Below are 24,999 nucleotides of genomic sequence, written 5' to 3'. Positions count from 1 at the left end.
GCCGGACGGCGGAGGGCGCGCCGACGGCGAGGGCCGCGTGGGCGGGCGGCCGGGTCGGGTGGGCGAGGGCGGTGGCGAGATCCGTGCGGACCATGGCGCCCGCGCCGCTGTCCGCGCGCCCCCGCCCCGCCGAGGCTGGAGGCGTCCCGAACGCGAGACCCACCGGAGGAACCCATGACCCGCGTCGCCATCAACGGCTTCGGACGCATAGGCCGCAACGTCCTGCGCGCGCTCCTCGAGCGCGGCAGCGACCTGGAGGTCGTCGCCGTCAACGACCTCACCGAGCCCGCCGCCCTGGCCCGGCTGCTGGCCTTCGACTCGACGGCCGGGCGCCTGGGGCGGCCCGTGTCCGTGGACGGCGACCACCTCGTCGTCGACGGGCGCCGCATCGCCGTCCTCGCCGAGCGCGAGCCCGCCCGGCTCCCGTGGGCGGAGCTCGGGGTCGACGTCGTGCTGGAGTCGACCGGCCGGTTCGCGAGCGCCGCCGCCGCCCGCGGCCACCTCGACGCCGGCGCGCGTGCCGTACTGGTCGGGGCGCCGTCCGACGGCGCGGACGTCACGCTCGCCTACGGCGTCAACACCGACGCCTACGACCCGGCCGCGCACACCGTCATCTCGAACGCCTCGTGCACGACGAACGCCCTCGCGCCGCTGGCCCTGGTGCTGGACGACCTCGCCGGAGTCGAGCACGCGTTCATGACGACCGTGCACGCCTACACGCAGGAGCAGAACCTGCAGGACGGGCCCCACCGCGACCCGCGCCGCGCGCGGGCGGCCGCCGTCAACATCACCCCGACGACGACGGGCGCCGCCAAGGCGATCGGGCTGGTGCTGCCGCAGCTCGACGGCCGGCTGTCCGGCGACTCGATCCGGGTCCCGGTGCCGGTGGGCTCGATCGTCGAGCTGAACGCGACCGTCGCCCGGGACGTCACCCGCGAGGACGTCCTCGCCGCGTACCGTGCCGCGGCCGCGGGTCCGCTCGCCGGGGTGCTGGAGTACTCGGAGGACTTCCTGGTCTCCTCCGACATCGTCGGGAACCCGGCGTCGTCGGTGTTCGACTCGCACCTGACGCGGGTCGACGGGAAGCACGTGAAGGTCGTCGCCTGGTACGACAACGAGTGGGGCTTCTCGAACCGCGTGGTGGACACGCTCGAGCTGATCGGGCGGTCGCAGGGCTGAGCCGCAGGGACGACGAAGGCCCGGACCAGGTGGTCCGGGCCTTCGTCCTCTGCGTAGCGGGGACAGGATTTGAACCTGCGACCTCTGGGTTATGAGCCCAGCGAGCTACCGAGCTGCTCCACCCCGCGTCGGTGCTCCCACCCTACGCGACCCGGGCGCCGGGACCTAGTCGGGTCGCGGCGCGCGCACCGGCCGGCCCCGCACGCGCAGGCCGTCGACGAGCAGGCGCACCATCGGGTTCGGCGAGCCGTCCGCCGACGGCGCGCGGTGGCTCAGGTCGCCGATCGCCTGGAGGAGGTCGAGCGCGTCGACGTCGGGCCGGACCTCGCCGCTGGCCACGGCGGCCTCGAGGAGGGAGCGCAGGGCCGGCCCGAGGGTCGCCTCCAGGTAGGCCGGCAGCGCGTCGAACGCCGGGTCCCCGGAGCGGAGAGCCGCCGCGAGCCCCTGCTTGGTCGCGACGAACTGCGTGAACCGCGCGATCCACTGGTCCAGCGCCTCGCCAGGCGGGTAGCGGCGCCGCAGCTCCGCGGCGGCTGCGGCGGTCGCGTCGATCTCCGTGGTGAACACCGCGGTCACGAGGTCCGCCCGCGTGGGGTAGTGCCGGTAGAGGGTGCCGACGCCGACCCCGGCCTCGGCGGCCACCTCCCGCGCCGGTGCGTCGACCCCCGAACGCTCGAACACGGCCCGGGCGGCGACGAGCAGGGCGTCGGCGTTCTGCCGGGCGTCGGCGCGCAGGGGTCGGGAGCTGGCGGACGAGGTCACGGCTCACCTCACTAGACAAACGGAACAGCGTTCCGTATGGTCGGCGACATCGAAGCGGAACGGTGTTCCGCCACCAGCATACGGGAGGCACGCATGCAGTACCGCACCCTCGGGCGCACCGGCATCAAGGTGACGCCCTACGCGCTCGGCGCGATGATGCTCGGCTCGCTCGGCAACCCCGACCGCCGGGAGGGCATCCGGATCATCCACCGCGCGCTCGACGCGGGCATCAACGTCGTCGACACCGCGGACCGCTACGGCGACTCGGAGGAGGTCGTCGGCGAGGCGCTGCAGGGGCGCCGCGACCAGGTCGTGCTCGCGACGAAGTTCCACGGCCCGGTCGACGACGACGTGAACCACCGCGGCGCCTCGCGGCGCTGGATCGTGCAGGCCGTCGAGCGCTCGCTGCGGAACCTGCGCACCGACCACATCGACCTCTACCAGCTGCACCGCCCCGACCCCGACACCGACATCGAGGAGACGCTCTCCGCCCTCACCGACCTCGTGCGGCAGGGCAAGGTGCGGGCGATCGGGTCGTCCTCCCTGCGCGGCTCCGAGATCGTCGAGGCGCAGTGGACGTCCGAGCGGCGCGGGTTCGAGCGGTTCCGCACCGAGCAGCCGAACTACTCGATCCTCGACCGCGAGATCGAGCGCGAGATCCTGCCGGTGGCGCAGCGCTACGGGATGGGCACCCTCGTGTACAGCCCGCTCGCCGGGGGCGCCCTGACCGGCAGGTACCGGGCCGGGGAGGCCAACGACACCTTCCGCGCGACGACCGGGATGCGGCACTTCCGCGACGAGCGGCGCCTGGCCGCGGTGGAGCAGCTCCTCGCGCTGTCGGCCGAGGTCGGGATCCCGCTGCCGCACCTGGCGATGGCGTTCACGATCGCGCACCCGGGCGTGACGTCCGCGATCATCGGCCCGCGCACCCTGGAGCAGCTCGAGAGCACCCTCGCCGGCGCCGAGGTCGCCCTGACCGACGAGATCCTCGACCGGATCGACACGATCGTCCCGCCGGGAGAGAGCATCGGGGCGATGGACATGGTCTACCGCGGTCCGGAGGTCGCCGACGCCGGCCTGCGGCGCCGTCCGGGCGCCGAGCGCGCGGCCCGCTAGCGGCGCGCCGTGCACAGCACGAAGGCCCGGACCAGATGGTCCGGGCCTTCGTCGCCGATCTGCATCGGCACTGCGTAGCGGGGGCAGGATTTGAACCTGCGACCTCTGGGTTATGAGCCCAGCGAGCTACCGAGCTGCTCCACCCCGCGTCGGTGATCACTACGTTACGCCAGGGTGACGGGCGATCCAAATCCAGCCCCCGTGCCCTCGGTCACACCGACCGCCCGGCCCGGCCCGGCGCGGTGGACGCGCGGCGGGCCGGCTCCCCGCGAGGGAACCGGCCCGCCGTCGTGCGCGCCCGGGGCGCCCGGGAGTCAGCCGCCCGAGCCGCCCAGCTCCGCGTCGGCCGCCGCGGCATCCTCCAGGGCCTCCTGCAGCCGGGCCTGCGCCTCGCCGTAGGCGGCGAAGTCGCCGCTGGCCAGCGCGGCCTGCCCGTCCTGGTACGCCTGGGTGGCCCGGTCGATGGCCTGCGTCAGCCGGGTCTGGGCGTCGCCGGTGCCGGCACCCGTGCCCCCGGTCGGCGCGGGCGTCGGCGTGGCGGTGCCGTCGCCGCCGGTGTCCCCACCGGTGTCGTCCCCGGTGGTCGGTGGCGTGATCTCGTTGCCGGCGTCGCCGGCGGACGTGCCGTCATCACCGCCGAACACCTGGTCCAGCGCCTCGTCGAGGGTGCTGGCGAACCCGATCTCGTCGCCGAACGACACCAGCACCCGCTGCAGCAGCGGGAACTGCGTGCCGCTCGCCGCCTGCACGTACACCGGCTGCACGTACAGCAGCCCGCCGCCGACGGGGAGGGTGAGCAGGTTCCCGCGGATGACCTGGGAGTCACCGCGCGCCAGGATGTTCAGCTCGTTCGACACCTCCGGGTTGGAGGAGAAGTTGTTGTTCATCTGGTTCGGGCCCGGGACGGTGGAGTCGCGTGGCAGCTCCAGGAGCCGGATCTTGCCGTAGCCCTCCGCGGGTTCGCCCTCGGCCGACCCCGCCTCCGCGTCGACCGCGATGTACCCGGTCAGGACGTCACGGGCGTTGCCGCCCGCGGGCACGTACGTCGACATGAGGGAGAACGTCGCCGCGTCCTGCGTCGGCATCTCCAGCGTCAGGTAGTACGGCGGCTGCGCGACGCTCTGACCCGAGGCGGTCGGGTCGTTCGGGGTGCGCCACGCGTCGTTGCCCGAGAAGAACTGGCCCGGGTCGGTCACGTGGTACGTGCCGAGCAGGGTCCGCTGCACCTTGAACAGGTCCTCGGGGTACCGGATGTGGCTCATCAGGTCCGAGCTGATCGCGGACACGGGCTCGAGAGAGGTGTCGAAGACGTTGCTCCAGGCCTGCAGGACCGGGTCCTGGTCGTCCCACGCGTACAGCGTGACGCTGCCGTCGTAGGCGTCGACCGTCGCCTTGACCGAGTTGCGGATGTAGTTGACCTTCTCGGGCTGCAGGGCCGCGATGGTGGTCGACGTCTCGGTCAGCGAGTCCACGGTGGCGTCCTCGAGGGACTGCGCCGCGGCGTACGGGTACTGGTTCGACGTCGTGTAGCCGTCGACGATCCACTTGACCCGGCCGTCGACGACCGCGGGGTACACCCGGCCGTCGAGCGTGAGGTACGGCGCGACCTTCTGGACGCGGTCGACCGGGTCGCGGTCGTAGAGGATCTGCGACTCGGCGGTCACGCGGTCGGAGAACAGGATCTGCTCGGAGCCGAACTTGATCGAGTAGAGCAGCTTGTTCCAGAACGTCCCGATCTCCGGGCCCGCCGAGACCTCGTCGGTCGGGAACGAGGTGTTGACCGCGCCGCCGGACTCGTCGTCCGGGTAGTCGAGCTCCCACTCGGAGCCCTCGGGGGCGCCGACGATCGAGTAGCTCGGCGAGCTCTGGCCGAAGTAGATCCGCGGCTCGTACTCGCCCATCTCGCCGGTGGACGGGATGCCGCCCTCCCAGAACTCGGGGGCGCCGCTCGACGTCGTGGTGTTGCCGTACGCCGCGACGACGCCGAACCCGTGGGTGTAGACGGTCGCGTCGTTCGTCCAGTTGCGGCGCTGGGCGTCCAGGCCGTCCAGGTCGAGCTCGCGGACCGCGATCACGGTGTCGCGGCTCTCGTCCGCGACGTCGTACCGGTCCACCGACAGGGTGTCGGGGAAGGAGTAGAAGCCACGGATCTGCTCGAGCTGGCGGAACGAGTCCGACACCACCTGCGGGTCGAGCAGGCGGATGGAGGCGGTGGTCTCCGCGTCCTCGCGCAGGGCGCCCGGCTCGGCGGTGACGTTCGCGTTGTAGTCGCTCGTCTCCACGTCCTCGAGGCCGTACGCCGCGAGCGTCGCGTCGATGTTCCGCTGGATGAACGGCGCCTCGGCGTCCTGCTGGTTCGGGTTCACCTGGAACCGCTGGACGACCGCCGGGTAGATGCCGCCGATGGCGATCGCGCTGACGATCATCAGGCCCACGCCGATGGCCGGCAGCCGCCAGGTGCCGCGCAGGGCGGTGACGACGAACATGACGGCGACCAGCAGCGCCACACCCGCGAGGATGCTCTTGGAGGGGATGACCGCGTTGACGTCCGTGAACGAGGCGCCGGCGAACCGGTCGCCCTCCTGGGTCAGGATCGAGTAGCGGTCGAGGAAGTAGTTGGCCGCGATCAGCACCATGAGGACGGCCGCGATCACGGACAGGTGCACCCGGGCGGCGCGGGTCATCCGCGGGGTGCCGGCGGAGCCGCCGACCCGGAACCCGCCGTACAGGTAGTGCGTCGCGACGGCGGCGATGCCGGCCAGCACCGTCACGGCCATGAGGAAGCTGACGACGAACCGCATGCCCGGCAGCTGGAACATGTAGAACGACAGGTCCATCCCCCACTGGGGGTCCTCACGTCCGACCGGCGTGCTGTTCATCCAGAGCTGGACGGAGCTCCACTGCTGGGAGGCCGCGATGCCCGCGAACAGCCCGAGCACCGCCGGGCCGGCGACGAGCACGACGCGGCGCAGCGGCTCGACGGCCTCGCGGTAGGCGTCGAGGCTGGCCTGCTCCTGGTTGGACGGGGCGTACACCGGGCGGGTGCGGTAGCCGATCGCGAGGCTGGAGAACACGGCGCCGCCCATGACGAGCAGGCCGGCGAGGAACAGCGCGCCGCGGGTGAGCCACTGGGTCCACAGCACCTGGGAGAAGCCCAGCTGGTCGAACCACAGCACCTCGGTCCAGAGCTGGGCGAGCAGCAGCACGGCCACCACGACCAGGGCGAGCACCACGACGGTGATCGCGAGCGGGCTCGGCCGGCGGCGGCCGGGGGCGCCCCTCGGTGGCCGGGGCGGGCGTGGCCCCCGGGGCTGTCGGGCGGACGGGTTGGCGAAGGTCACGGCCTTGAGGTCCTCGTCGTCGGGTACGGATCGCGCGTGGACGCGGCGGGCAGGGCCCGGCGCTCACGCAGGTCACAACGCGCCCGGCGACCTCAAGGTTCCCACAGCGGGCACCCCCCGCACCCGCCCCCTGCGCGCGTGCCCGGCCGGCGCCGCGGGTGCGAGGATGGCGACCGTGACGCAGACCCCGCAGACCCCCGGAAGCACCCCTGCTCAGCGCGCGCTCGCCGCCGCGGTCGTCGAGATCGAGCGGCACGTCGCGACGGGCGGCTGGGACGGGCCGGTGCGGGTGTTCGCCCTGGTCAGGACGCAGGCCGCCCTGGACGCGGAGCCGGCGCTCGCCTCGCAGCTGCCGCCGGACGTGCTGGCCGCCGCGGCCGCCGACCCGGACCACCTGACCTCCGTCGAGCAGGAGGGCCTGCCCGCGAGCGACGACCTGGAGGGGCTGCTCGGCGCGATCGCGTGGCCGGACGGGGTCGACGGCGCAGCGCTGACCGTCGAGCGGATCGTGCTGCCGCCGGAGGCCGAGGAAGGGCTGCCCCAGGAGCCGGACGCCGCGCTCGACGCGCTGCTCGGGCACCCGCAGCGCCAGGACGTGCGGCTCGCCGTGGGCGTGCTCCGCGACGGGCCGTCGTGGTGCGCGGTCCGGCAGCGGTCCGACGACCGGGACGACGCCGTCGGCCAGGGCGAGGACGTCGTGCCGGGGCTGGTCGAGGGGCTGCGGGCGACGTTCGCCTGAGCCCGCGCGGGCCGCCCGGGCGGCCCGTCGGCGTCAGCCCGCGTCCGCCGCCGTGCAGGTCGGCAGGTCGTCCGCCTCGCCGGCGCCGATGGCCACGACCGCCTCGCGCGCCTCGTGCAGGGTTGACACCTTGACCACCGTCAGGCCGTCGGGCACGTTCCCCACGACCTCGTCGCAGTTGTCCGCCGGCGCGAGGAACCAGTCCGCCCCGTCGCGCAGCGCGCCGGCCATCTTCTGCCGGATGCCGCCGATCGGCCCGACGGCGCCGTTGAGGTCCATCGTGCCGGTGCCGGCGATGACCTGGCCGGCGGCCTCGTCCTCGGGGGTCAGCTTGTCGATGATCCCGAGCGCGAACATCGTGCCCGCGCTGGAGCCGCCGATCTGGTCGATCCGGATGGAGACGTCCACCGGCGGGTCGAACGTCGGGTCGATGTAGACGCCGAGCTGGCTGCCGTCGTCGTCCTCGCGGGCGCCGGTCACCACGTCCAGGTCGACCTCGGCGCCGTCCCGCTGCACGCCCAGCGTGACGGTCGTGCCCGGCTCGGTCGCGTCCAGCAGGTCGATGAGCTGCCCGTAGGACGTCAGCGGCGTGCCGTCGTAGGACAGCAGCACGTCCCCGGGCTCGACGACGCCGACCGCGCCCGTGCCCTCGACGGCCTCGTGCACGGTGAGCGTGACCGGCACCGTGTACCCGAGCTCCTCGAGCGCGGCGACCGTGGCGTTCTCCTGCGAGGACACCATCTGCGCCTCGTTCTGCTGGTCCAGCTGCTCCTGGGTCGCGTCCTGCGGGAACACCGACTCGACGGGCAGCACGCGGCGGGACGGGCTGAGCCAGCCCTGCAGCACGCCCAGCACGCTCGACGGGTAGCCCGGCCCGCCCGTGGTGGACACGGTGGTGAGCCGCAGCTCCCCGGTGGAGTCGTAGGTCTCGGCGCCGTCGATCGTGATGAGCGCCTGGTCGTCGTGCGAGCCGAGGGTGTCCAGGGTCGGCCCGGGCGAGTTCACCGCGTACGGCACCGGCATCAGCAGCAGCACGACCAGCAGCACCGCGGTCAGCAGCACGCCGCCTGAGACCAGGGCGGCGCGGCGCGTGACCGGCGGGGCGGGGTCGGCCGGGTCCGCGGGCTCCGCCGGGTCCGCGGGGGCCACGCCGTCCGGCGGCAGGCCGGGGCCGCCGAGCGGGGCGGTCCCGCCGACGGGCGACGCGTCGGGGTCGGAGGGGGTTCCGGGCTGGGCGTGCACCGGACGATCATGCCGCACCCACCCGTGAGGGTCGCGTGCGCCCTCAGCGAACCGGAGGTGATGGCCCGGTCCGCGTGCGCGAGGGTGTGGTTACGGTGGCACCACGACGAGCCCGGGAGCACCGAGATGACCGACGACCCCACCGCGCACCAGCCCGGCGAGCCCTCCGACGGCGCCGCCTGGGAGCAGATGCTGCGCCAGATGTTCGGCCCGGGCGCGGACGAGGCGCTGCGCCAGATGCGCGAGCAGGGCCTCGACCCCGCGGAGATGGCCCGCGCCTCCGGCCTGCCCGACGACCCGATGCTGATGAACCAGGTGATCGCCCAGGTCCAGCGGATGCTGTCGTCGAGCGGCGACGGCCCCGTCAACTGGGACGTCGCGCACGACATGGCCCGGCAGGTCGCCGTGACCGGCGGCGACCCGACCCTGAGCCCGGCGGAGGCGCGCCAGGTGACCGACGCGCTCGGCGTCGCGGAGCTCTGGCTCGACGCGGCCACCGACCTGCCGCCCGCCGGCGGGCACGTGCGCGCGCTGTCCCGCTCGGAGTGGGTGGAGCAGACCCTGCCGACCTGGCGCACGCTGACCGAGCCGGTGGCGACGTCGATGTCGACCGCGCTCGCCACGACGCTCGCGGACCAGCTGCCCGAGAGCATGGACCTGCCGCCCGGCCTCGGCGTCGGGGGCCTCGACCCCGCCGCGATGATGCGCCAGCTCGGCGCGCTCGTGTTCGGGATGCAGGTCGGCCAGGCGGCCGGGTCGCTGTCCCGCGAGGTGTTCGGGCTGACCGACGCCGGCCTGCCGCTGGTCGCCGAGCCCGCGACCGCGCTGGTGCCGGGCAACGTCGCCGCGTTCGCCGACGGGCTGGAGATCCCGCTCGAGGAGGTGCGGCTGTTCCTGGCGCTCCGCGAGGCGGCGCACGCCCGGCTGTTCACGCACGTCACCTGGCTCCGCGGTCACCTGCTGGCGGCGGTCGACGCCTACGCCCGCGGCATCACCATCGACGTGGAAAGCCTCGAGGAGTCGGTGCGGGCCATCGACCCCACGGACCCGACCGCGCTGCAGGGAGCCCTGTCCTCCGGGGTGTTCGCCCCGCAGACGACGCCCGAGCAGCGCGCGGTGCTCGCCCGGCTGGAGACCGCGCTCGCGCTCGTCGAGGGCTGGGTGGACGAGGTGGTCGCGACCGCCGCGCTCCCCCACCTGCCGCACGCCGTCGCGCTGCGCGAGATGATCCGCCGCCGCCGCGCCGCCGGCGGGCCCGCGGAGCAGACGTTCGCGACCCTCGTCGGCCTGGAGCTGCGGCCGCGGAGGTCGCGGGACGCGGCCGCGCTGTGGGCGCGCATCGCCCGCGAGCAGGGCCCGGAGGCGCGCGACGCCGTGTGGGACCACCCGGACCTGCTGCCGACCGCCGAGGACCTGGACGACCCGGCCGGGTACGCCGGACGCCGCGCCGCCGCGGAGGGCGAGCACGCGGACCTCGACCGGGCGCTGGCGGAGATCCTGGGCGACGACGGCGGTGCCGGGGGTTCCGACGGGCCGTCGGGCGACGGGCCGGCGGGCGACGAGCCGGCCCGCTGAGCCGTCCCCGTCCTCGGCGCGGCCGGTCCGTCCTCGGGGCGGCCGGTCCGTCCTCGGGGCGGCCGGTCCGCGCTCGGGGCGGCCGGTCCGCGCTCGGGGCGGTCAGTCCGCCTCGGGGTCGGCCACGTCCTCCTCGGCGGCCGCGTCCGGCGCCGCGTCGTCGTCCCCGGGCGCACGCTCGGCGAACGAGTAGCCCTCGAGGAACCCCCGCGCCCGCTCGGTGCGGGGGTAGGCGTCGAGCTCGGCCCAGAACTCCGGCCCGTGCCCGGCGTGCAGCAGGTGCGCGAGCTCGTGCAGGAGCACGTAGTCGGTCACCCACGCAGGCATCCCGCGCAGCCGGTCGGACAGCCGGATGCTGCCGTCCGCGACCGTGCAGGACCCCCAGCGCCGGCCCTGGTTGCCGGACCACCGCACGCTCGAGGGCACCGCGCGACCCCCGAGGTAGCGCTGGTTCAGCTCGGCGGCGCGGCGGACCAGCTGGTCGTCCGACGGCCGGCGGCGCTGCTCCTGGGTGGCGAGCCGGTCGAGCATCCGGCGCACCCACTCGCGCTCCTGGGCCCGGGTGAACCGGGCCGGGATGGCGACGATCGTCCGGCCGCCCTCGCGGTACGCGGTGACGGTGCGGGACCGGCGGCGCGAGCGGCGCACCTCGACGGGGCCGAGCCGGGGGTCGCCGTCCGCACCGGGCGAGGGGCCGGTCACGGGTCCGCCCGCGGCGCTGGCGCCGGCGGCGGGACGCGCGTCGGGCGCGGCGGCCGCGGGCGCGCCCGAGCGCACCGGGTCGACCGGCGTCCGGGGGTGCTCCCGCGACGGCTGCACGTCCAGCACCGTAGCGGTTCGGGCCGCTGATCTGGGGCAACTGCCGCACGACGGGCGGGCGGAACCCTCCCGCGACCGCCGCACGGCGTGGATACTGGCCCGGGCGCCGGGAACCCGGCGTCGTGCACCCGATGCGAGGAGACAGACATGGCCGAGACCTACGCCGGCGAGTTCTACTGCGTGAAGTGCAAGGAGAAGCGCCAGGCCGAGGGCGAGGTCGTCGTCTCCGAGTCCGGTCGCCGGATGGCCAAGGCCACCTGCCCGGTCTGCAGCACCCGGCTGAACCGGATCCTCGGCAAGGCCTGAGCAACCCGACCTGTGGACGACGGCGTCCGCCCTCGCCCGGGGTGCCACGGTGGTGGCACTCGACGGGACGGGGGTGGGGCACCGTGCAGCTCCGGCAGGGACTCCGCGTGCTGCGGCGCGCGGCCGACGAGGTCCAGGTGGGCCTCGACCCGCGGTGGGCGGTGCGCGTCGCGGGACTGAGCACCGAGCGGGCGGACCGGCTGCTGCGGGCCGGCGACCGCCGCGTCGACGACGCCCTGCCCGCCCCGGCGCTCGACGCGCTGGGCGCGGCCGGGCTGCTGCGGCCGGCCGGGTCGCGGCCGCGGCGGGTGCGGCCCGACCTGCGGCCCGAGGTCCTCGCGCACGGCCTCGCCCGCGAGGACGGCGACGGCGTCGGGGCCGTCCGCCGGCGCGCGCGCTCGACCGTCGCCGTGGTCGGCCTCGGCCGCCCCGGGGTGGTGGTGGCCGGCACGCTCGCCGTGGCGGGCGTCGGGACGCTGGTCCTCGTCGACCCCCGGCCGCCGGGACCCGGGCTCCCGGCGGCCGCCGCCGGGGGTGCCGCCCGCGCCGGGGCGGACGACGGCGCGCGCACGCCCGACCGGGCGACCGCCGTCGCCGGGAGCCTCCGCGGCGTCGCACCGGGGGCGCGGGTGCGCACAGCGCCCGGTCCGGGCGGGCTGCTGACCGACCCGCACGACGTGGTGGTCACGGTCGCCACCGACGCCCCCGACCCCGCGACGGCGCTGACCCTGCTGGGCGCCGACGTGCCGCACCTGCCCGTCGTGACGCGTGAGGCCGACGCCCTGGTGGGCCCGTTCGTGCGGCCCGCCCGGCCGGGGGACGACCCGCTCTGCTGCCTGCGCTGCCTCGACCTGCAGCGGGCGGCGGCGGACCCGGCGTGGCCGGTCGTGCTCGCCCAGCTCGTCGGGCCCCGGCCCGGCGACGCCGTCGCCGAGCCGCCCGCCGCGCTCGCCGCGGTCGCGGGCGGGCTGGCCGCGGCGGAGGTGCTGGCGCACCTGGACGGCGGGGAGCCGCGGACCCTGGGCGCGCAGTACGAGATCCCGGTGCCGTCGGTCGCGCCCCGGCTGCGCCGGTGGGCGGCGCACCCGGAGTGCGGGTGCGCCGCCCCGGGCGCCTGAGCCCGGCCCGTCGACCGGTGCCGGGTCCGGCGCGGTCAGGCCGCCGGGGTGGCGTCCTTGCGCGGCCGGCCGCGGCCGCGCTTGACGGCGACGACCTGGCCGGCGACGAACACCTCGCCGCCCCACACGCCCCAGGGCTCCTGCCGCTCGAGCGCGCCGGCGAGGCAGCCCTCGAGGAGCGGGCAGGTGCGGCAGAGCGCCTTGGCCTGCTCGACCTCGGCGGTCCGCTCGGCGAACCAGAGCTCGGGGTCGTTGGACCGGCACGGGATGAGCCCGGCGACGAGGGCGTCGAACTGCACATCGGTGACGGCGGGCGTCGAGGCGGGCGGCCAGGGACCGGAACCACCCTGGTTGACCGTGTCGAGCAGCGTCGTGAGCCGCACGATGTCCTCCTGATGACTTGCGGGTTGAGCGAGGTGGCGGTGGATCCGCGGGTGCCTCGCCCCCCACGCAGGTGCTGGGGAAGACGAAGGCCGCGGAATCCGGTGGACTCCACGGCCTGGACGGGCTGGTCATCGACTCAGATGACCGGTCCTCCTGGGGCGGAGTCGGAGCGGGACGAGAGATCGCGCGCACGCAGCCGGAGACCGGTGCCGCCGAAGCCACGGATGCCCGTGCCCGGGGCGGCCGGGGACGCAGTGGTCCCCTGGTGCTTGCCCGAGGTGGGTGCCAGGAACGGCAGCGCGATCGCGCCGACGCCGAACGCGTCGTTGATGTTCTTCACAGCACCACACCTCCTTCTCGTCATCGGGCCGACACCGCTTCGCGCAGCACGACCTCCCAGCAGGACTCGTTCACCGTAGAGGGGCCGTCGCCGACGGCACAACCGATTTATCGAGAGATCTTCCGACGAGTTTCCCGGACTCCCCCGATCGGCCGATCAGCCGGCCGCCGCCGCCTCGTCCGGGGCGGGTCGGCGACCGGCCACGATCGCCAGCAGGTCGGGGCCGTACCGGTCGATCTTGGCCGGCCCGATCCCCTGGACCCGCGCCAGCTCCGGGACGCTCGCGGGGCGCAGCTCGGCGATGGCGGACAGCGTCGCGTCGCCCAGCACCGTGTACGCGGGCTTCGACGTCGACCGGGCCAGGTCGGCCCGCCAGGCGTGCAGGGCCGCCAGCAGCTCGCCGTCGACCTCGCCGGTGAGCCGCGGGACGGCGCGCGCCCGCCCGTCGCCGAACCGCGCGCGCCCCTCCTGCGGCCACAGGCCGTCGAGGAACCGCGACCGCCGCCGGGTCGCCCGGCCGCCCGGCGTGCGGGCCCGGCCGTAGGACAGCTCGAGGTGCTCCCGGGCGCGGGTGATGCCGACGTAGAGCAGCCGGCGCTCCTCGGCCAGGTCGGCGGCGGTGTCGGCGGACGCCCACGGCACCAGGCCCTCGCTCAGCCCGGCGAGGAACACCGCGTCCCACTCCAGGCCCTTCGCGGCGTGCAGGGACGCGAGGGTCACGCCCTCGACGGTCGGGGCGTGCTGCGCGGCCGCGCGCTCGTCCAGGTCGGCGATCAGGTCGTGCACGGTGGCGCGACCGCCCGCGCGCTCGGCCGCCGCGGCGAGGTCGTCCGCCAGCGTCACCAGCGCGTGCAGCGTGTCCCAGCGCTCGCGCGAGGCGCCGCGGGCCGCGGGCGGCTCGTCGGACCAGCCCGCCGACCGCAGCGCGTCCCGCACGGTCTCGGTCATCGGCACGTCCGCGTCGGCGGCCACCGCGGCACCGCGCAGGCGCACGATCGCGTCCCGGACCTCCTTGCGCTGGAAGAACCGCTCGCCGCCGCGGAGCACGTAGCCGATCCCCTGGTGCGCGAGCGCCTGCTCGAACGCCTCGGACTGGGCGTTGGTGCGGTACAGCACGGCGATCTCGCTCGGGCGGGTGCCCGCCGCGATCAGCCGGCCGATCCGGGTGGCGACGCCGGCGGCCTCCGCCTCGTCGTCGTCGTAGACCGCGAACCGCACCGGGCCGGCGGAGGCGCGCTGCGCGACGAGCTCGAGCGGCTCCCAGCGCCCGCCCCGGTCCTTCGGCGCCCGGCGCAGCACCTCGTTGGCCAGGCCGACGACCTGCGGGGTCGACCGGTAGTCGCGCACCAGGCGGACCACCTGGGCCCCGGGGTGCTCCGCGGTGAACCGGGTCAGGTAGTGCGGCGTCGCGCCCGCGAACGAGTAGATGGTCTGGCTCGGGTCGCCCACGACGCACAGCTCGTCCCGGCCGCCGAGCCACTGGTCGAGCAGGAACTTCTGCAGCGGCGAGATGTCCTGGTACTCGTCGACGACGAACCGCCGGTACTGGTGCCGGATCTCGTCCGCGACCGCCCGGTTCTCCACCAGCATCCCGGACAGCAGCCAGAGGATGTCCTCCATGTCCATGACGCCGCGCGCGTCCTTGGCGTCCTCGTACGCCGTGATGAGCCGGGCGACCACGTGGTGGTCGTGCCCCGCCGGCGCGGGGCGGTCCGCGGCCGCGGCGGCGCGCACGTAGTCCTCGGCCGTGATCCGGGACACCTTCGCCCACTCGATCTCGGACGCCAGGTCCCGCACCGACACCCGGTCGACCGACAGCCCGAGCCGGTGGCAGGCGTCCGCGACGACCGGGGCCTTCTGGGCCAGCACCTGGGGCGAGGGCCCCCCGACGACCTTCGGCCAGAAGTACCGGAGCTGGCGCAGCGCGGCCGAGTGGAACGTGCGCGCCTGCACGCCCGCGACGCCGAGGTCGCGCAGGCGGGTGCGCATCTCCCCCGCCGCGCGGGCGGTGAACGTCACGGCGAGCACGCTGGTCGGGGCGTAGACACCGGTGCGCACCCCGTAGGCGATCCGGTGCGTGATCGCGCGGGTCTTGCCGGTGCCGGCGCCGGCCAGGACGCACACCGGCCCGGTGAGGGCGCGCGCGACCTCCCGCTGGTCCGGGTCGAGGGCGTCGAGGAGGTCGTCGGCAGGCATCGCCGACGATCCTCGCACCTCCCGCCGACACGCCGGCACCGTCGTCCCCAGGCGCCGGAACCCCGGTTCCCGGACGCGTCCGGGATGATCCTGCGGGCGCCGGGCGTTCTCCCGGTGACGCGACACCGACGATGCGAAGGCAGACGATGACGACCACGCAGGACCTGCCCGCCGAGGGCACCGTGACGATGTACTCGACCACCTGGTGCGGCTACTGCCGCCGGCTGAAGACGCAGCTCGACTCCGCGGGCATCGCGTACACCGAGGTCGACATCGAGCAGACGCCGGACGCCGCCGCGTTCGTCGAGCAGGTGAACGGCGGCAACCAGACCGTCCCGACGGTGCTGTTCCCGGACGGCTCCGCCGCCACCAACCCGTCGCTGGTGCAGGTCCGCGAGCGCCTCGGCGCCTGACCCGCCCGCTGCGGTCGCGCAGCACCCGGACCCGAGGGCCCGCCCGGCACCGCTCAGCGCGTGCCGAGCGGGCCCTCGTCGACGGGGGCGGGGGCGGCCCGCCGGCCCTGCCGCCGGGTGGCCGGAAGCGGCGCGGCGGGCTGCTCGTCGTCCGGCCGGTCCGCCCCGTCCGCCGGGGTGCTCCGGCCCGACGACGCAGCCTGGTCCGAGGGCGCGGCCCGGTCCGCGGGCGGCACGGCGCCCCGGCTCCAGCCGTCGCGCAGCGGGTCGGTCGGCAGCGGCCCGCCGTACCAGTCCTCGATCAGCGCCCGGGCGATCGACGTCCCCGGCGGCAGCACGACCGAGCCCTGCTCGACCTCCGCGCGCAGCGTGTCCCGGTCGAACCAGCGCGCCGCGCGCAGCTCGTCGCCGTCGACGGCGATGTCCGTGGACAGCGCGCGGGCCCGGAAGCCCAGCATGAGCGAGGCCGGGAACGGCCACGGCTGGCTCCCCCGGTACTCGACCTCGCCCACCACGACCGACGTCTCCTCGCGGGCCTCGCGCCGGATGGCGTGCTCGACCGACTCCCCGGGCTCGACGAACCCCGCGAGCGTCGAGAACCGGTGCGTCGGCCACGCGGACGAGTTCGCCAGCAGCAGCCGGTCCGCCTCGTCGACGACCGCCATGATCACCGCGGGGTCGGTCCGCGGGTAGTGGTCCGACCCGTCGACCGGGCACCGGCGCACCCAGCCGCTGGACACCGGCTGGGTCTCCGCGCCGCAGCGCGGGCAGCGGGGGTACCGGACGTGCCACTCGTAGAGCGCCACCGCCGCCGTCGCCAGGCCGGCGTCCCGGGCCGACAGCTCGCCGCCCACCTCGCGCAGCGCGGTCCACTCGTCGCCCGCGGGCAGCGCGGACGGCGCCCCTTCCGGCACGTGGTGCGCCAGGTAGGCCGGGCCGTCCGGGCGGTTCTCCCCCGGGGCGACGCCCGGCAGGCGGTCGGCGTCGTCGTAGCCGAGGAACGCCCACCGCTCGGCGAGCGAGGAGCTCGGCGCCCGCAGCGCCGCCTCCTGCGGCGTGTACAGCGCCAGCGCCGGGCGTCGGCCGCGGCGCCGGGTCACGACCCGGCCGCCGGACACCAGCAGCACCCGGGTCGTGGCGTCGTCGAGCAGCGCGGGCAGCAGGTCCTCGTCACCGCGGAGGTCCGCGGCCCGGTCCGTGACCGTCCGCGACAGAGGGAGGTCGGAGGCGAACACGTCGCCACCGTACGCGTCGCGGGCGACCGTCGCAGGCGACGCCCGAGCGGCGACGGTGCGACGCGCGCCACGTCCGGCGGCGGGGAGCGGGCGGCGGCGGGGTCGCGGCCCGGTGACACGCCCGGCGGGCGGCGGACCGGCCCCGGGGCCGCGGGGGTCCTACCCTGGGACGGTGCGTTCTCCCCTTGCTCTCGCCGCTCTCGCGACCGTCGCCGTCCCGGGCTTCGACGCCCGCGAGGTGCGCGCCGCCGCGGCCGCCGGGGACGACGACGTCGCCCTCGTGACCGACGGGCAGCGGCGGCACTGGGTGGTCCGCGCGCCCCGGAGCGCCGCCGCGGGCGCGGCCCTCGAGGCCGAGCTGGTGCTGCTCGGCGCGCTGGGCGACCAGGTGGACGCCGGGAAGCTGCCGTTCGACGTGCCGCGCGTCGCGGGCGCCGCTCCGCTCGAGGAGGGCGGCCGGGTGGTCGTGCACCGCGAGCTGCCGGGTCGCCCGGTCGACCTCGAGCGGGTCGCCCCCGGCCCGGGGATCGCCGCCTCGCTCGGCCGGTCGATCGCCGCGTTGCACGAGCTGCCGGTCGCGATCGTCGAGGACGCCGGGCTGCCCGCGTACGACGCGGCCGCGTACCGCGCGCGCCGGCTCGCGGAGGTCGACGAGGCCGCGCGCACCGGCCGGGTGCCCGCCACGCTGCTGCGGCGGTGGGAGGAGCGCCTCGAGGACGTCGCGATGTGGAAGTTCGCACCCGTCGTCGTGCACGGGGACCTGTCGGCGGACCACGTGCTGGTCGCGGACGGCGCCGTGACCGGCGTGACCTCCTGGGGCGAGGCCAAGGTCGCCGACCCCGCCGACGACCTGGCGTGGCTGCTGGTCGCCGCCCCGCAGGACGCGGTCGACTCGATCATGGAGGCCTACCAGCTCCGCCGCACCGAGCTCACCGACCCGCACCTCGCCGACCGGGCGCTGCTCGCCGGCGAGCTCGCGCTGGCGCGCTGGCTGCTCTACGGCGTGCGGTCCGGCGACGACGAGGTGGTCGCGGACGCGGTGCAGATGCTCGACGAGCTGGACGAGCAGACCCGCGACGTCGCGGAGCCGGGCGCCGCCGAGCTCTGACCCCCCGGGCCCGGCGGACCGGGCGGCCGAGTTGGCCGGTCGCGCGCGCCCGGCCCCGGCGGGACCGGCGAGCTCGGGCGGGACCGGCGAGCTCGCGCGACGGGCGACGGGGAGCGGCGCGGGTCAGGCCTCCGTGGCCGCCAGGAGCAGGCGCTCGATCTCGTCCGCGCCCAGGAGCCGCTCCGGGCGGACCGTGCGGCCCGCGCCGACGTAGCAGAACGCCGCGCTGACCCGGTCGAGCGGCGTGCCCGTCCACCGGGACCACGCGAGCCGGTACACGGCGAGCTGCAGCTCCCGGACCGCCGTGGCGGCGGGGTCGGCCGGCGGGGCACCGGTCTTCCAGTCGACCACGACGACCGCGTCCCGGTCCCCCGGGCGGTCCGGGTCGCGGAACACCGCGTCGATCCGGGAGCGCAGCACGTAGCCGGCGACGGTGGTCTCGACGTCGACCTCGACCGCGATCGGCTCCAGCGCGGCCCACGGGGTCGCGAGGAACGCGGCGCGCAGCGCGGCCTCGTCGGCGTCGACCGGGACCGAGTCGTCGTCGGCGCCGGGCAGGTCGTCGAGGTCCACCAGCGCCGGCGAGCCGAAGAACCCCTCGACCCAGGCGTGGAACTGGGTGCCGCGCCGGGCCTGCGGCGACGGGCGGTTCGGCACCGGCCGGCGCAGCGCCCGGGCGAACTCCCCGCTGTCGGCGGCCAGCCGGACGACGGCGGACGCGGACAGGTGCGCGGGCAGCTCGACCTCGGGTCGTGGCCGCGACTCCAGCGCGCGCTCGGCGAGCAGCAGGTCGACCGTCCGGTCCCAGCCGGAGGTCCGCGCCGCCGCGCCGCCCGCCGCGCGCTCGTCCCGCGCCGCGCGCACCGCCGCCGCGGCCGACTCGACCGCGGACCGGCGCACCGGGCCGCCCTCGGCCTCGCCGCCGAACGGGTCGGCCGGCCACACCGCGCCCGCCGTCTCCTGCGTCCGCGGGTTCTCGGTGCCCTCGTCGGGCAGGTCCGCCCAGCCGGCGACCCGCGCCAGCCCCGCGTCCACCACCTCGGTGAGGAACAGCGACGGCGGCCGCACCCGGGAGCCGTCGCCCCACCAGGCGCCGGTGAGCAGCAGCGAGGCCCGCGCGCGGGTGAACGCCACGTAGGCGAGCCGGCGCTCCTCGGCGACCTGGTGGTCGCCCGCGTCCAGGAGGAACTGCTTGCGCCGCTCCTCCAGGTCCTTCGGGTCCGCCGCCCCCGCGTACGCCAGCTCGGGCAGGTCGTGCCGGTCGCCGCGCAGCGGGTAGGGCAGCTCGCCGAGGCCGGTGAGCCAGGCGGAGTCGGACGGGCCGTTCGGGCCCTGGGTCCGGGTCGCGGGCAGGCCGCCGTCGACCAGGCCGGCCACGGCGACCGCGTCCCACTCCAGGCCCTTGGCGGCGTGCACGGTGATGAGCTGGACGGCGTCGGGGTCCGGCTCGGCGACCGGCATGTCGAGGCCGTGCTCGTGCGCGTCGGCCGACTCCAGCCAGGCGAGGAACCCGCCGAGCGTCGGGTCGTCGGTCGCGTCGGCGTACCGCACGGCGACCTCGCGGAACGCGTCGAGGTGCGCGCGGGCGCGGCCCGGTGCGACGCCCGCCCGGGCGGCGACCTCGATGTCCAGGCCCCACAGCCGCTCGGCGTGCGCGACGAGCTCCGGCAGCGACAGGTAGGTGTGCTGGCGGACGGCCCGGAGCACCTCGCCGACCGCCGTCACCCGCGCGAGGCCGGTCGGGGTCAGGCCGCGGCCGGCGGGGCTGGTCCAGCCGGGCGGGGGCGGGGAGTCGACCGCGTCGACGATGCTGCGCTCGTCCACGACGTCGGCCACGACCGGGGCGGGCTCGGCGGTGCCGTCGCCGGGGACGCCGGCCGAGGGGACGCCGTCGATCGCGACCCCGTCGCCGGCGAGCGGGCCACCCGCGGGCCGGTCGCCGGCGAGCCGGCCGCCTGCCGACGCGGCGCCCGCGGGCCCGGCGTCGGCGGGCCCGGCGTCCGCCGCCGACGCCGCCCGCTCCCGCGCGACGGCCGCGGCCGCCCGCGCGTCGAGGCCCCGCGCCAGGTGCGCCGACCAGTCCGCGAGCGCGTGCAGGTCCGCCGCGCCGAGCATGGTCCGCGCGCCGGTGAGCAGCCGCATGAGCGCGTCGCCCCGCGACGGGTCGTGCGCCGCCTGCAGGAGCGCCACCACGTCGACCACCTCGGGGGTGGCGAGCAGCCCGCCGAGCCCGACGACCTCCACCGGCAGGCCGGCCGCCCGCAGCGCGCGGTGCAGCACCGGGAACTGCGCGCGCTTGCGGCACAGCACCGCCGCGGTGACGCGCCCCCCGCCGGGCGCGGGGGCACCGCCCTCGACGCCGGGGCCGCCCTCGGGGCGCCAGCGGGCCGCGACGAACTCGGCGACCGCCTGCGCCTCCTCCTCCAGCGTGGGCGCGAGGTGGGCGATCACCTCGCCGGCGCCGGCGCCGGGCCGCGCGCCGAGCGTCGGCAGGGCGACGCGCGCCTTCTCCGGCCGGCGCAGCGGCGCGGCGACGTGGTTCGCCGCGTCCAGCACCGCGACGTCGTTCCGCCAGGACGTCGACAGCGCGTACACCGCCGCGGGCCGCCGGTCGCCGTCCGCGGCCACGTCGGGGAAGTCGGTCGGGAACCGCTCGAGGCCGCCCGCGCTCGCGCCGCGCCAGCCGTAGATCGACTGGTGCGGGTCGCCGACCGCGGTGACGGGGTGGCCGCCGCCGAACAGCTGGGACAGGAGCACGAGCTGCGCGTACGACGTGTCCTGGTACTCGTCGAGCAGCACGACCCGGAACCGGGCCCGCTCCCCCGCGCCGACCTCGGGCACGTCCCGCGCCAGGCGCGCGGCGATGGCGACCTGGTCGCCGAAGTCGAGCGCGTCCGCGGCCCGCTTGCGCTCCCGGTACGCCGCGACGAGGTCCAGCATCCGCTGCCGCTCGCGCAGCGACCCGACGAGCTCGCGCACCTTGGCGTACGGCTGCCGCGGGGGCGTGCCGGGCGGGGTCGCCTCGATGGCCTCGACGATGCCCTCGATGCCGCGGCGCGCCTCGTCGGGGCCGATGAGGTGCTCGTCCAGCGCCCCGGACAGGGTCAGCACGGCCTCGACGACGGTGGACACGGCGGCGGAGGAGTCGAGGTCGGCGGTCCACGACTCCACGACCGCGCTGGCCAGCTGCCACTGCGCGGCCTCGCCCAGCAGCCGGGCGGACGGCTCGACGCCGATCCGCAGGCCGTGGTCGCCGACCAGCGACGCCGCGTAGGCGTTGTAGGTCGAGATGGTCGGCCGGGCGACGGTCAGCAGCGCGGCGCCACCGTCGGCCGCGTCCTCCGCGGCGGACAGGCCGGGCAGGTGCACGCCCTCGGCCGCCGCGGCGCGCGCCAGGTGCCGCAGCCGGCGGCGCACGCGCTCGGCGAGCTCGCCCGCCGCCTTGCGGGTGAACGTGAGGCCGAGGACCTCCTCCGGCGCGACCAGGCCGTTCGCGAGCAGCCACACCACGCGGGCGGACATGGTCTCGGTCTTGCCGGAGCCGGCGCCCGCCACCACCAGGGCGGGGCTCAGCGGGGACTCGATCACGGCGACCTGCTCGTCGGTCGGCGGGTCGCGGCGCAGCAGCCGGGCGATGTCCTGCGCCGACAGGGTGGCGGCGAGCACGCTCACGCGACCACCTGCCCGCCCTCGTCGCGCAGCGGGCAGGACCGGCGCACCGGGCACCGGTCGCACAGCGGGTTGGCGGTCGCGGCGAACGACGAGGCGGCCATCCGCTCCGCCACCTCCTCGATGTGCGTCCGGGCCCAGGACGGGGCGTCCGGGGCGTCCGGTCCGAGCGCGGGCTGCTCGCGCAGCGCCGCCTTGTTCTTGTTCACGTCGGAGACGAACACGAGCTGCGCCCCGGCGCTGGTCGCACCCGGGGGCAGCCCCTCGACGGCGCCCGCGTCGACCGCGAGCTGGTACGCGCCGAGCTGCGGGTTGGTCGTCGCCTCCTGCGCCGACGGGGCGGTGCGGCCGGTCTTGAGGTCGACGACCCGGACCGGCAGCGGCGAGGCCTCGCCGGACCCGGCCGCCTCGCCGGACCCGGCCGCCTCCGCGGGCCCGTCGCCGGGCTCCGCCCGCTCGACCCGGTCCAGAGTCCCGCGCACCACGGCCCGGTCCAGCTCGAGCTCGAACCGCGCCTCGATCGCCAGCGGCTCGCCCGCCCGCTCCAGGTAGTCCGCGAGCCGCTCCACCATCGCCTCCGCGCGGCGGCGCTCCAGCGTCGCCGGCCAGCCGTTCCCCAGCCCGAGCTCCGGCCACCGCCGGTCGAGCTCCGCGAGGAGCGCCTCCCGGCCGCCCCGCGGGTGGGTCTGCGCGAGCGCGTGCACGAGCGTGCCGAGCGACTGCCGGGCGCTGCTCGGCGCGGTGCCGCCGGCGGCCTCGAGCGCCCACCGCAGGGTGCACGTCCCGGCCGTCTCGATGCGCGACGGCGACACCGGCACCTGCTCCCCCTCCGCCCACAGCGGGTCGGCGCTCGAGGGATCGGCCAGACCGTGCCACTCGGCGGGGTCGGCGCCGGGCACGCCCTCGTCGGCCAGGCGCGCGAGCACCGCCGCGGCCTCGGCGTCCGGGGCGCCCGCGCGCGCCGACTGCTCCAGCCGCCCGCGGAGCTGCGCCACGAGCCCCCGCAGGTCCAGCGGCGCCGGGGCGACGGTGCGGCGGGGGTCGTCGTCCTCGTCGTTCGGCTCGACCAGGTCGAGGAACGGCGACGGCTGGTCGTCCTCGTCGGACACGGCCGTCACCAGCAGCACCCGGCGCGCGCGGGACACGGCCACGTGGAACGACCGGAGCTCGTCGGCCAGCACGGCGGCGCGCGCGGCGGTGCCGGCCCCCGCCGCGGCGTGCGCGTCGGCGCGGCCGGCGTCCCGGCCCGCCAGCACGTCGACCAGCGCCTGCGAGCCGAGCAGCGAGTCGCGCAGCCGCAGGTCGGGCCACACACCCTCCTGCACGCCCGCGACCGCGACGACGTCCCACTCGCGCCCCGCCGCCCCCGCGGGCGTCAGCACCGACACCGCGTCCCGGCGGGCGCGCGCGGCGATCGTGTCGGACGGCAGCTCCTGCGCCTCGACCCACTCCAGGAACGCGGCGGCGCGGGCCTGCGGCATCCGGTCGACGAACGTCTCCGCCGCCCGGAACAGCGCGAGCACGGCGTCCAGGTCCCGGTCGGCGCGCGCCCCGCCCGGGCCGCCGGCGAGCGCCGACCGCCGCCACGGCTCCGCCAGCCCCGACGCGTCCCAGATCGCCCACAGCACGCCCTGCGCGTCGGCGCCCGGCACCGCGGCGGCGGCCCGGCCCTCCGCGAGGACGGTGGCGATCCGGGCCACCGGCCGCCGCACGACCGGCTGCAGGCCCGCGGCGAGCGCCGGCGACCCCAGCACCTCGACCAGCAGCTCGTCGCTCGCCCGGCCGCCTCCCAGGGCGACCTCCTCCGCCCGCAGGCTCCGCCGCAGCCGGCGCAGGCCCACGGCGTCCAGCCCCCCGAGCGGCGAGCAGCACAGCCGCGCGGCGAGGTCGGCGTCCAGGGCCGCACCGCCCGCGTCGGGGCCCAGCGCCACCCGCAGCGCGTCGAGCAGCGGGCGCACCGCGGGCTCGTCGCGCAGCGGCACGTCGCTGCCGACCACCGCGACCGGAACCTGCGCGGAGCCGAGCGCGCGGCGCAGCGCGGTCACCTGGCCGCCGGTGCGCGCGATCACGGCCATCTCGGCCCACGGCGTGCCGTCCTCGAGGTGCGCGCGGCGCAGGGCGTGCGCCACCCAGGCGGCCTCCTGCGCGGGGCTGGGCAGCACGGCCGCGCGCACGACGTCCCGCGCGACGGCGGCCCCGCCGCCCTGCGTGGGCACCCCGGCCGCCGCGGCCACCGACCCCGCCCCCGGGACGGGGAGCGCGCGCCGGTGCGCCGCACCGCCCACGACCGCGACCCGCTCGGCGACCCGCGCGGCCACCCCGCGCAGCCCGGGCCCGTGCCGCCGGACGCCGTCGAGCACGAGCCGCGTCGCCCCGAGCTCCCCCGGCCCGGTCCCGGCCACGTCCGCCCGGCCGACGAGCGCCGGCGTCGCGCCGCGGAACGTCTGCACCGCCGCGTCCGGGTCGGCGAGCAGCAGCAGCCGCGCCCCGTCGTCCTGGAGCACCCGCAGCAGCCGCGCGGTCGCCTCGGTCGCCTCCTGGTAGTCGTCGACCACCACCAGGCGCCACCGCGGACGCGGCCCGGGCAGCTCGGCCTCCCAGGTGCGCAGCACCTCGGCCGCCTCCTCGACGACGACGGCGGGGTCGTACCGCGCACCGGCGTCGGGCGTGCCCGCGCGCAGCGTCGTCACGTCGACGTACTCCCGGTACAGCGCCGCGGCGGCGACCCACTCGGGCCGGCCGTGCCGCTCGCCGAGCAGCGCCAGGTCCTCCGGCTCGACCCCGCGCTCGGCCGCGCGCATGAGGAGGTCGCGCAGCTCCCCGCGGAAGGCGCGCAGGGTCAGCGACTCCTCCGGCACGCCGTCGGGCCAGCGCAGCGGCACCCCCTCCCCCGCGGCGTGGCCCGCGAGGAGCTCGGCCAGCGCGAGGTCCTGCTCGGGGCCGGAGATCAGCGTCGGGGCCGGGTCGCCCAGCAGCGCCGAACGGGCCCGCAGCACCGCGAAGGCGGCCGACGCCGCCGTGCGCACCATCGCCTGGCCGGTGGTCCGCCGCACCCGGGCGCCGATGCGGTCGCGCAGCTCGGCCGCCGCCCGGCGACCCGCGGCGAGCACCAGCACCTCGTCCGGCGACGGCAGGTCCGGCGAGGGGAACAGCCCGTCGTCGTCCGCCCCCAGCGCCGCCGCCACCGCCTCGACCGCGAGCAGGGTCTTGCCCGTCCCGGCGGCGCCCAGGACCAGCAGCGCGGGGTCGGCGCCCGCCACCACCCGGTCGACGACGGCCCGCTGGTCCGCGCCGAGGCGGACGGGCGCCGGCACGTCCGCGAGCGCGGGGCGCACGAGGCGCAGCCCGGCCGCGGGGGGCGGTCCGGCGGGGGTCGGGGTCACGGCCCCGATACCATCACACGCCACCGACACCCCGGGCCCGTCCGCCGGGCGCGTCGGCACCACCCGCGCACCCC

18 protein-coding genes and 2 tRNA genes are annotated in these 24,999 nt (G+C 77.0%); 8 read left to right on the top strand and 12 right to left on the bottom strand.

Going from position 1 to position 24,999, the window contains the following annotated elements; translation table 11 throughout:
* Positions 1 to 174: 174 nt before the first annotated feature.
* Positions 175 to 1,179: a type I glyceraldehyde-3-phosphate dehydrogenase gene (gap, locus tag MHY85_RS04520; protein WP_239193526.1), complete on the top strand. Its 1,005-nt coding sequence runs from the start codon at positions 175 to 177 to the stop codon at positions 1,177 to 1,179.
* A gap of 54 nt (positions 1,180 to 1,233) precedes the next feature.
* On the opposite strand, the gene MHY85_RS04515 is transcribed toward gap, so the two are convergent.
* A tRNA-Met gene (locus tag MHY85_RS04515) sits at positions 1,234 to 1,307 on the bottom strand.
* Positions 1,308 to 1,344: 37 nt separating this feature from the next.
* The gene (locus tag MHY85_RS04510) at positions 1,345 to 1,941 is read right to left on the bottom strand and encodes a TetR/AcrR family transcriptional regulator (protein WP_239193524.1); all 597 of its coding nucleotides are present in this window, start codon (positions 1,939 to 1,941) and stop codon (positions 1,345 to 1,347) included.
* 93 nt (positions 1,942 to 2,034) lie between these two features.
* Here MHY85_RS04510 and MHY85_RS04505 point away from each other — a divergent pair, with 93 nt between their 5' ends.
* Positions 2,035 to 3,057 (top strand): aldo/keto reductase, encoded by a 1,023-nt coding sequence (locus MHY85_RS04505; protein ID WP_239193522.1) that lies wholly within the window; start codon positions 2,035 to 2,037, stop codon positions 3,055 to 3,057.
* 75 nt (positions 3,058 to 3,132) lie between these two features.
* Here MHY85_RS04505 and MHY85_RS04500 read toward each other — a convergent pair.
* Positions 3,133 to 3,206: transfer RNA gene (locus MHY85_RS04500), tRNA-Met, on the bottom strand.
* Between the two features lie 165 nt (positions 3,207 to 3,371).
* A complete protein-coding gene (locus tag MHY85_RS04495) occupies positions 3,372 to 6,299 on the bottom strand; it encodes a UPF0182 family protein (protein ID WP_374232870.1) in 2,928 nt (975 codons plus the stop codon).
* Between the two features lie 265 nt (positions 6,300 to 6,564).
* Here MHY85_RS04495 and MHY85_RS04490 point away from each other — a divergent pair, with 265 nt between their 5' ends.
* Positions 6,565 to 7,137: a PPA1309 family protein gene (locus MHY85_RS04490; protein WP_374232860.1), complete on the top strand. Its 573-nt coding sequence runs from the start codon at positions 6,565 to 6,567 to the stop codon at positions 7,135 to 7,137.
* A gap of 33 nt (positions 7,138 to 7,170) precedes the next feature.
* Here the strand turns inward: MHY85_RS04490 and MHY85_RS04485 are convergent, their stop codons facing one another.
* Positions 7,171 to 8,379 (bottom strand): S16 family serine protease, encoded by a 1,209-nt coding sequence (locus MHY85_RS04485; RefSeq protein WP_239193506.1) that lies wholly within the window; start codon positions 8,377 to 8,379, stop codon positions 7,171 to 7,173.
* 126 nt (positions 8,380 to 8,505) lie between these two features.
* Between MHY85_RS04485 and MHY85_RS04480 the strand changes: the two genes are divergently transcribed.
* Positions 8,506 to 9,954: a zinc-dependent metalloprotease gene (locus tag MHY85_RS04480; protein ID WP_239193504.1), complete on the top strand. Its 1,449-nt coding sequence runs from the start codon at positions 8,506 to 8,508 to the stop codon at positions 9,952 to 9,954.
* A gap of 102 nt (positions 9,955 to 10,056) precedes the next feature.
* Here the strand turns inward: MHY85_RS04480 and MHY85_RS04475 are convergent, their stop codons facing one another.
* Positions 10,057 to 10,656 (bottom strand): SprT-like domain-containing protein, encoded by a 600-nt coding sequence (locus MHY85_RS04475; protein ID WP_239193558.1) that lies wholly within the window; start codon positions 10,654 to 10,656, stop codon positions 10,057 to 10,059.
* 264 nt (positions 10,657 to 10,920) lie between these two features.
* Here MHY85_RS04475 and MHY85_RS04470 point away from each other — a divergent pair, with 264 nt between their 5' ends.
* Together MHY85_RS04470 and MHY85_RS04465 are read left to right on the top strand one after the other, a co-directional pair.
* A complete protein-coding gene (locus MHY85_RS04470) occupies positions 10,921 to 11,079 on the top strand; it encodes a DUF5679 domain-containing protein (RefSeq protein ID WP_239193502.1) in 159 nt (52 codons plus the stop codon).
* An 83-nt stretch (positions 11,080 to 11,162) separates the two neighbouring features.
* Positions 11,163 to 12,197 (top strand): thiamine biosynthesis protein ThiF, encoded by a 1,035-nt coding sequence (locus tag MHY85_RS04465; protein ID WP_239193500.1) that lies wholly within the window; start codon positions 11,163 to 11,165, stop codon positions 12,195 to 12,197.
* Between the two features lie 35 nt (positions 12,198 to 12,232).
* Here the strand turns inward: MHY85_RS04465 and MHY85_RS04460 are convergent, their stop codons facing one another.
* The 3 genes from MHY85_RS04460 to MHY85_RS04450 all read right to left on the bottom strand — a co-directional run bounded on the left by MHY85_RS04460 (position 12,233) and on the right by MHY85_RS04450 (position 15,117).
* Positions 12,233 to 12,580, bottom strand: a complete 348-nt coding sequence (locus tag MHY85_RS04460) for a WhiB family transcriptional regulator (protein ID WP_308191313.1) — start codon at positions 12,578 to 12,580, stop codon at positions 12,233 to 12,235.
* A 137-nt stretch (positions 12,581 to 12,717) separates the two neighbouring features.
* Complete coding sequence (locus tag MHY85_RS04455; RefSeq protein ID WP_239193499.1) at positions 12,718 to 12,921, bottom strand: hypothetical protein; 204 nt, start codon at positions 12,919 to 12,921, stop codon at positions 12,718 to 12,720.
* Between the two features lie 156 nt (positions 12,922 to 13,077).
* Positions 13,078 to 15,117, bottom strand: coding sequence for an ATP-dependent helicase (locus MHY85_RS04450; RefSeq protein ID WP_239193498.1), 2,040 nt, complete (start codon positions 15,115 to 15,117; stop codon positions 13,078 to 13,080).
* A gap of 146 nt (positions 15,118 to 15,263) precedes the next feature.
* Between MHY85_RS04450 and MHY85_RS04445 the strand changes: the two genes are divergently transcribed.
* Complete coding sequence (locus MHY85_RS04445; RefSeq protein WP_154731096.1) at positions 15,264 to 15,530, top strand: mycoredoxin; 267 nt, start codon at positions 15,264 to 15,266, stop codon at positions 15,528 to 15,530.
* A 53-nt stretch (positions 15,531 to 15,583) separates the two neighbouring features.
* Here the strand turns inward: MHY85_RS04445 and nudC are convergent, their stop codons facing one another.
* Positions 15,584 to 16,765 carry an NAD(+) diphosphatase gene (gene nudC, locus MHY85_RS04440; protein WP_308191312.1) on the bottom strand — a complete coding sequence of 394 codons (1,182 nt, stop codon included), beginning with the start codon at positions 16,763 to 16,765 and terminating at the stop codon, positions 15,584 to 15,586.
* 172 nt (positions 16,766 to 16,937) lie between these two features.
* Between nudC and MHY85_RS04435 the strand changes: the two genes are divergently transcribed.
* A complete protein-coding gene (locus tag MHY85_RS04435) occupies positions 16,938 to 17,873 on the top strand; it encodes a phosphotransferase (RefSeq protein ID WP_239193496.1) in 936 nt (311 codons plus the stop codon).
* A gap of 123 nt (positions 17,874 to 17,996) precedes the next feature.
* Here the strand turns inward: MHY85_RS04435 and MHY85_RS04430 are convergent, their stop codons facing one another.
* Both MHY85_RS04430 and MHY85_RS04425 read right to left on the bottom strand, forming a co-directional pair.
* Positions 17,997 to 21,545 carry a UvrD-helicase domain-containing protein gene (locus MHY85_RS04430; protein ID WP_374232854.1) on the bottom strand — a complete coding sequence of 1,183 codons (3,549 nt, stop codon included), beginning with the start codon at positions 21,543 to 21,545 and terminating at the stop codon, positions 17,997 to 17,999.
* The gene (locus MHY85_RS04425) at positions 21,542 to 24,925 is read right to left on the bottom strand and encodes a UrvD/REP family ATP-dependent DNA helicase (protein ID WP_239193494.1); all 3,384 of its coding nucleotides are present in this window, start codon (positions 24,923 to 24,925) and stop codon (positions 21,542 to 21,544) included. The genes MHY85_RS04430 and MHY85_RS04425 overlap by 4 nt, the downstream gene beginning before the upstream one ends.
* Positions 24,926 to 24,999 lie beyond the last annotated feature (74 nt).

The sequence above is a fragment of the Cellulomonas sp. ACRRI genome (assembly GCF_022346185.1).
GTDB lineage: Bacteria > Actinomycetota > Actinomycetes > Actinomycetales > Cellulomonadaceae > Cellulomonas.
The sequence above is the reverse complement of the archived record's forward strand: the minus strand, read 5'-3'. Positions and strand labels throughout refer to the sequence as shown.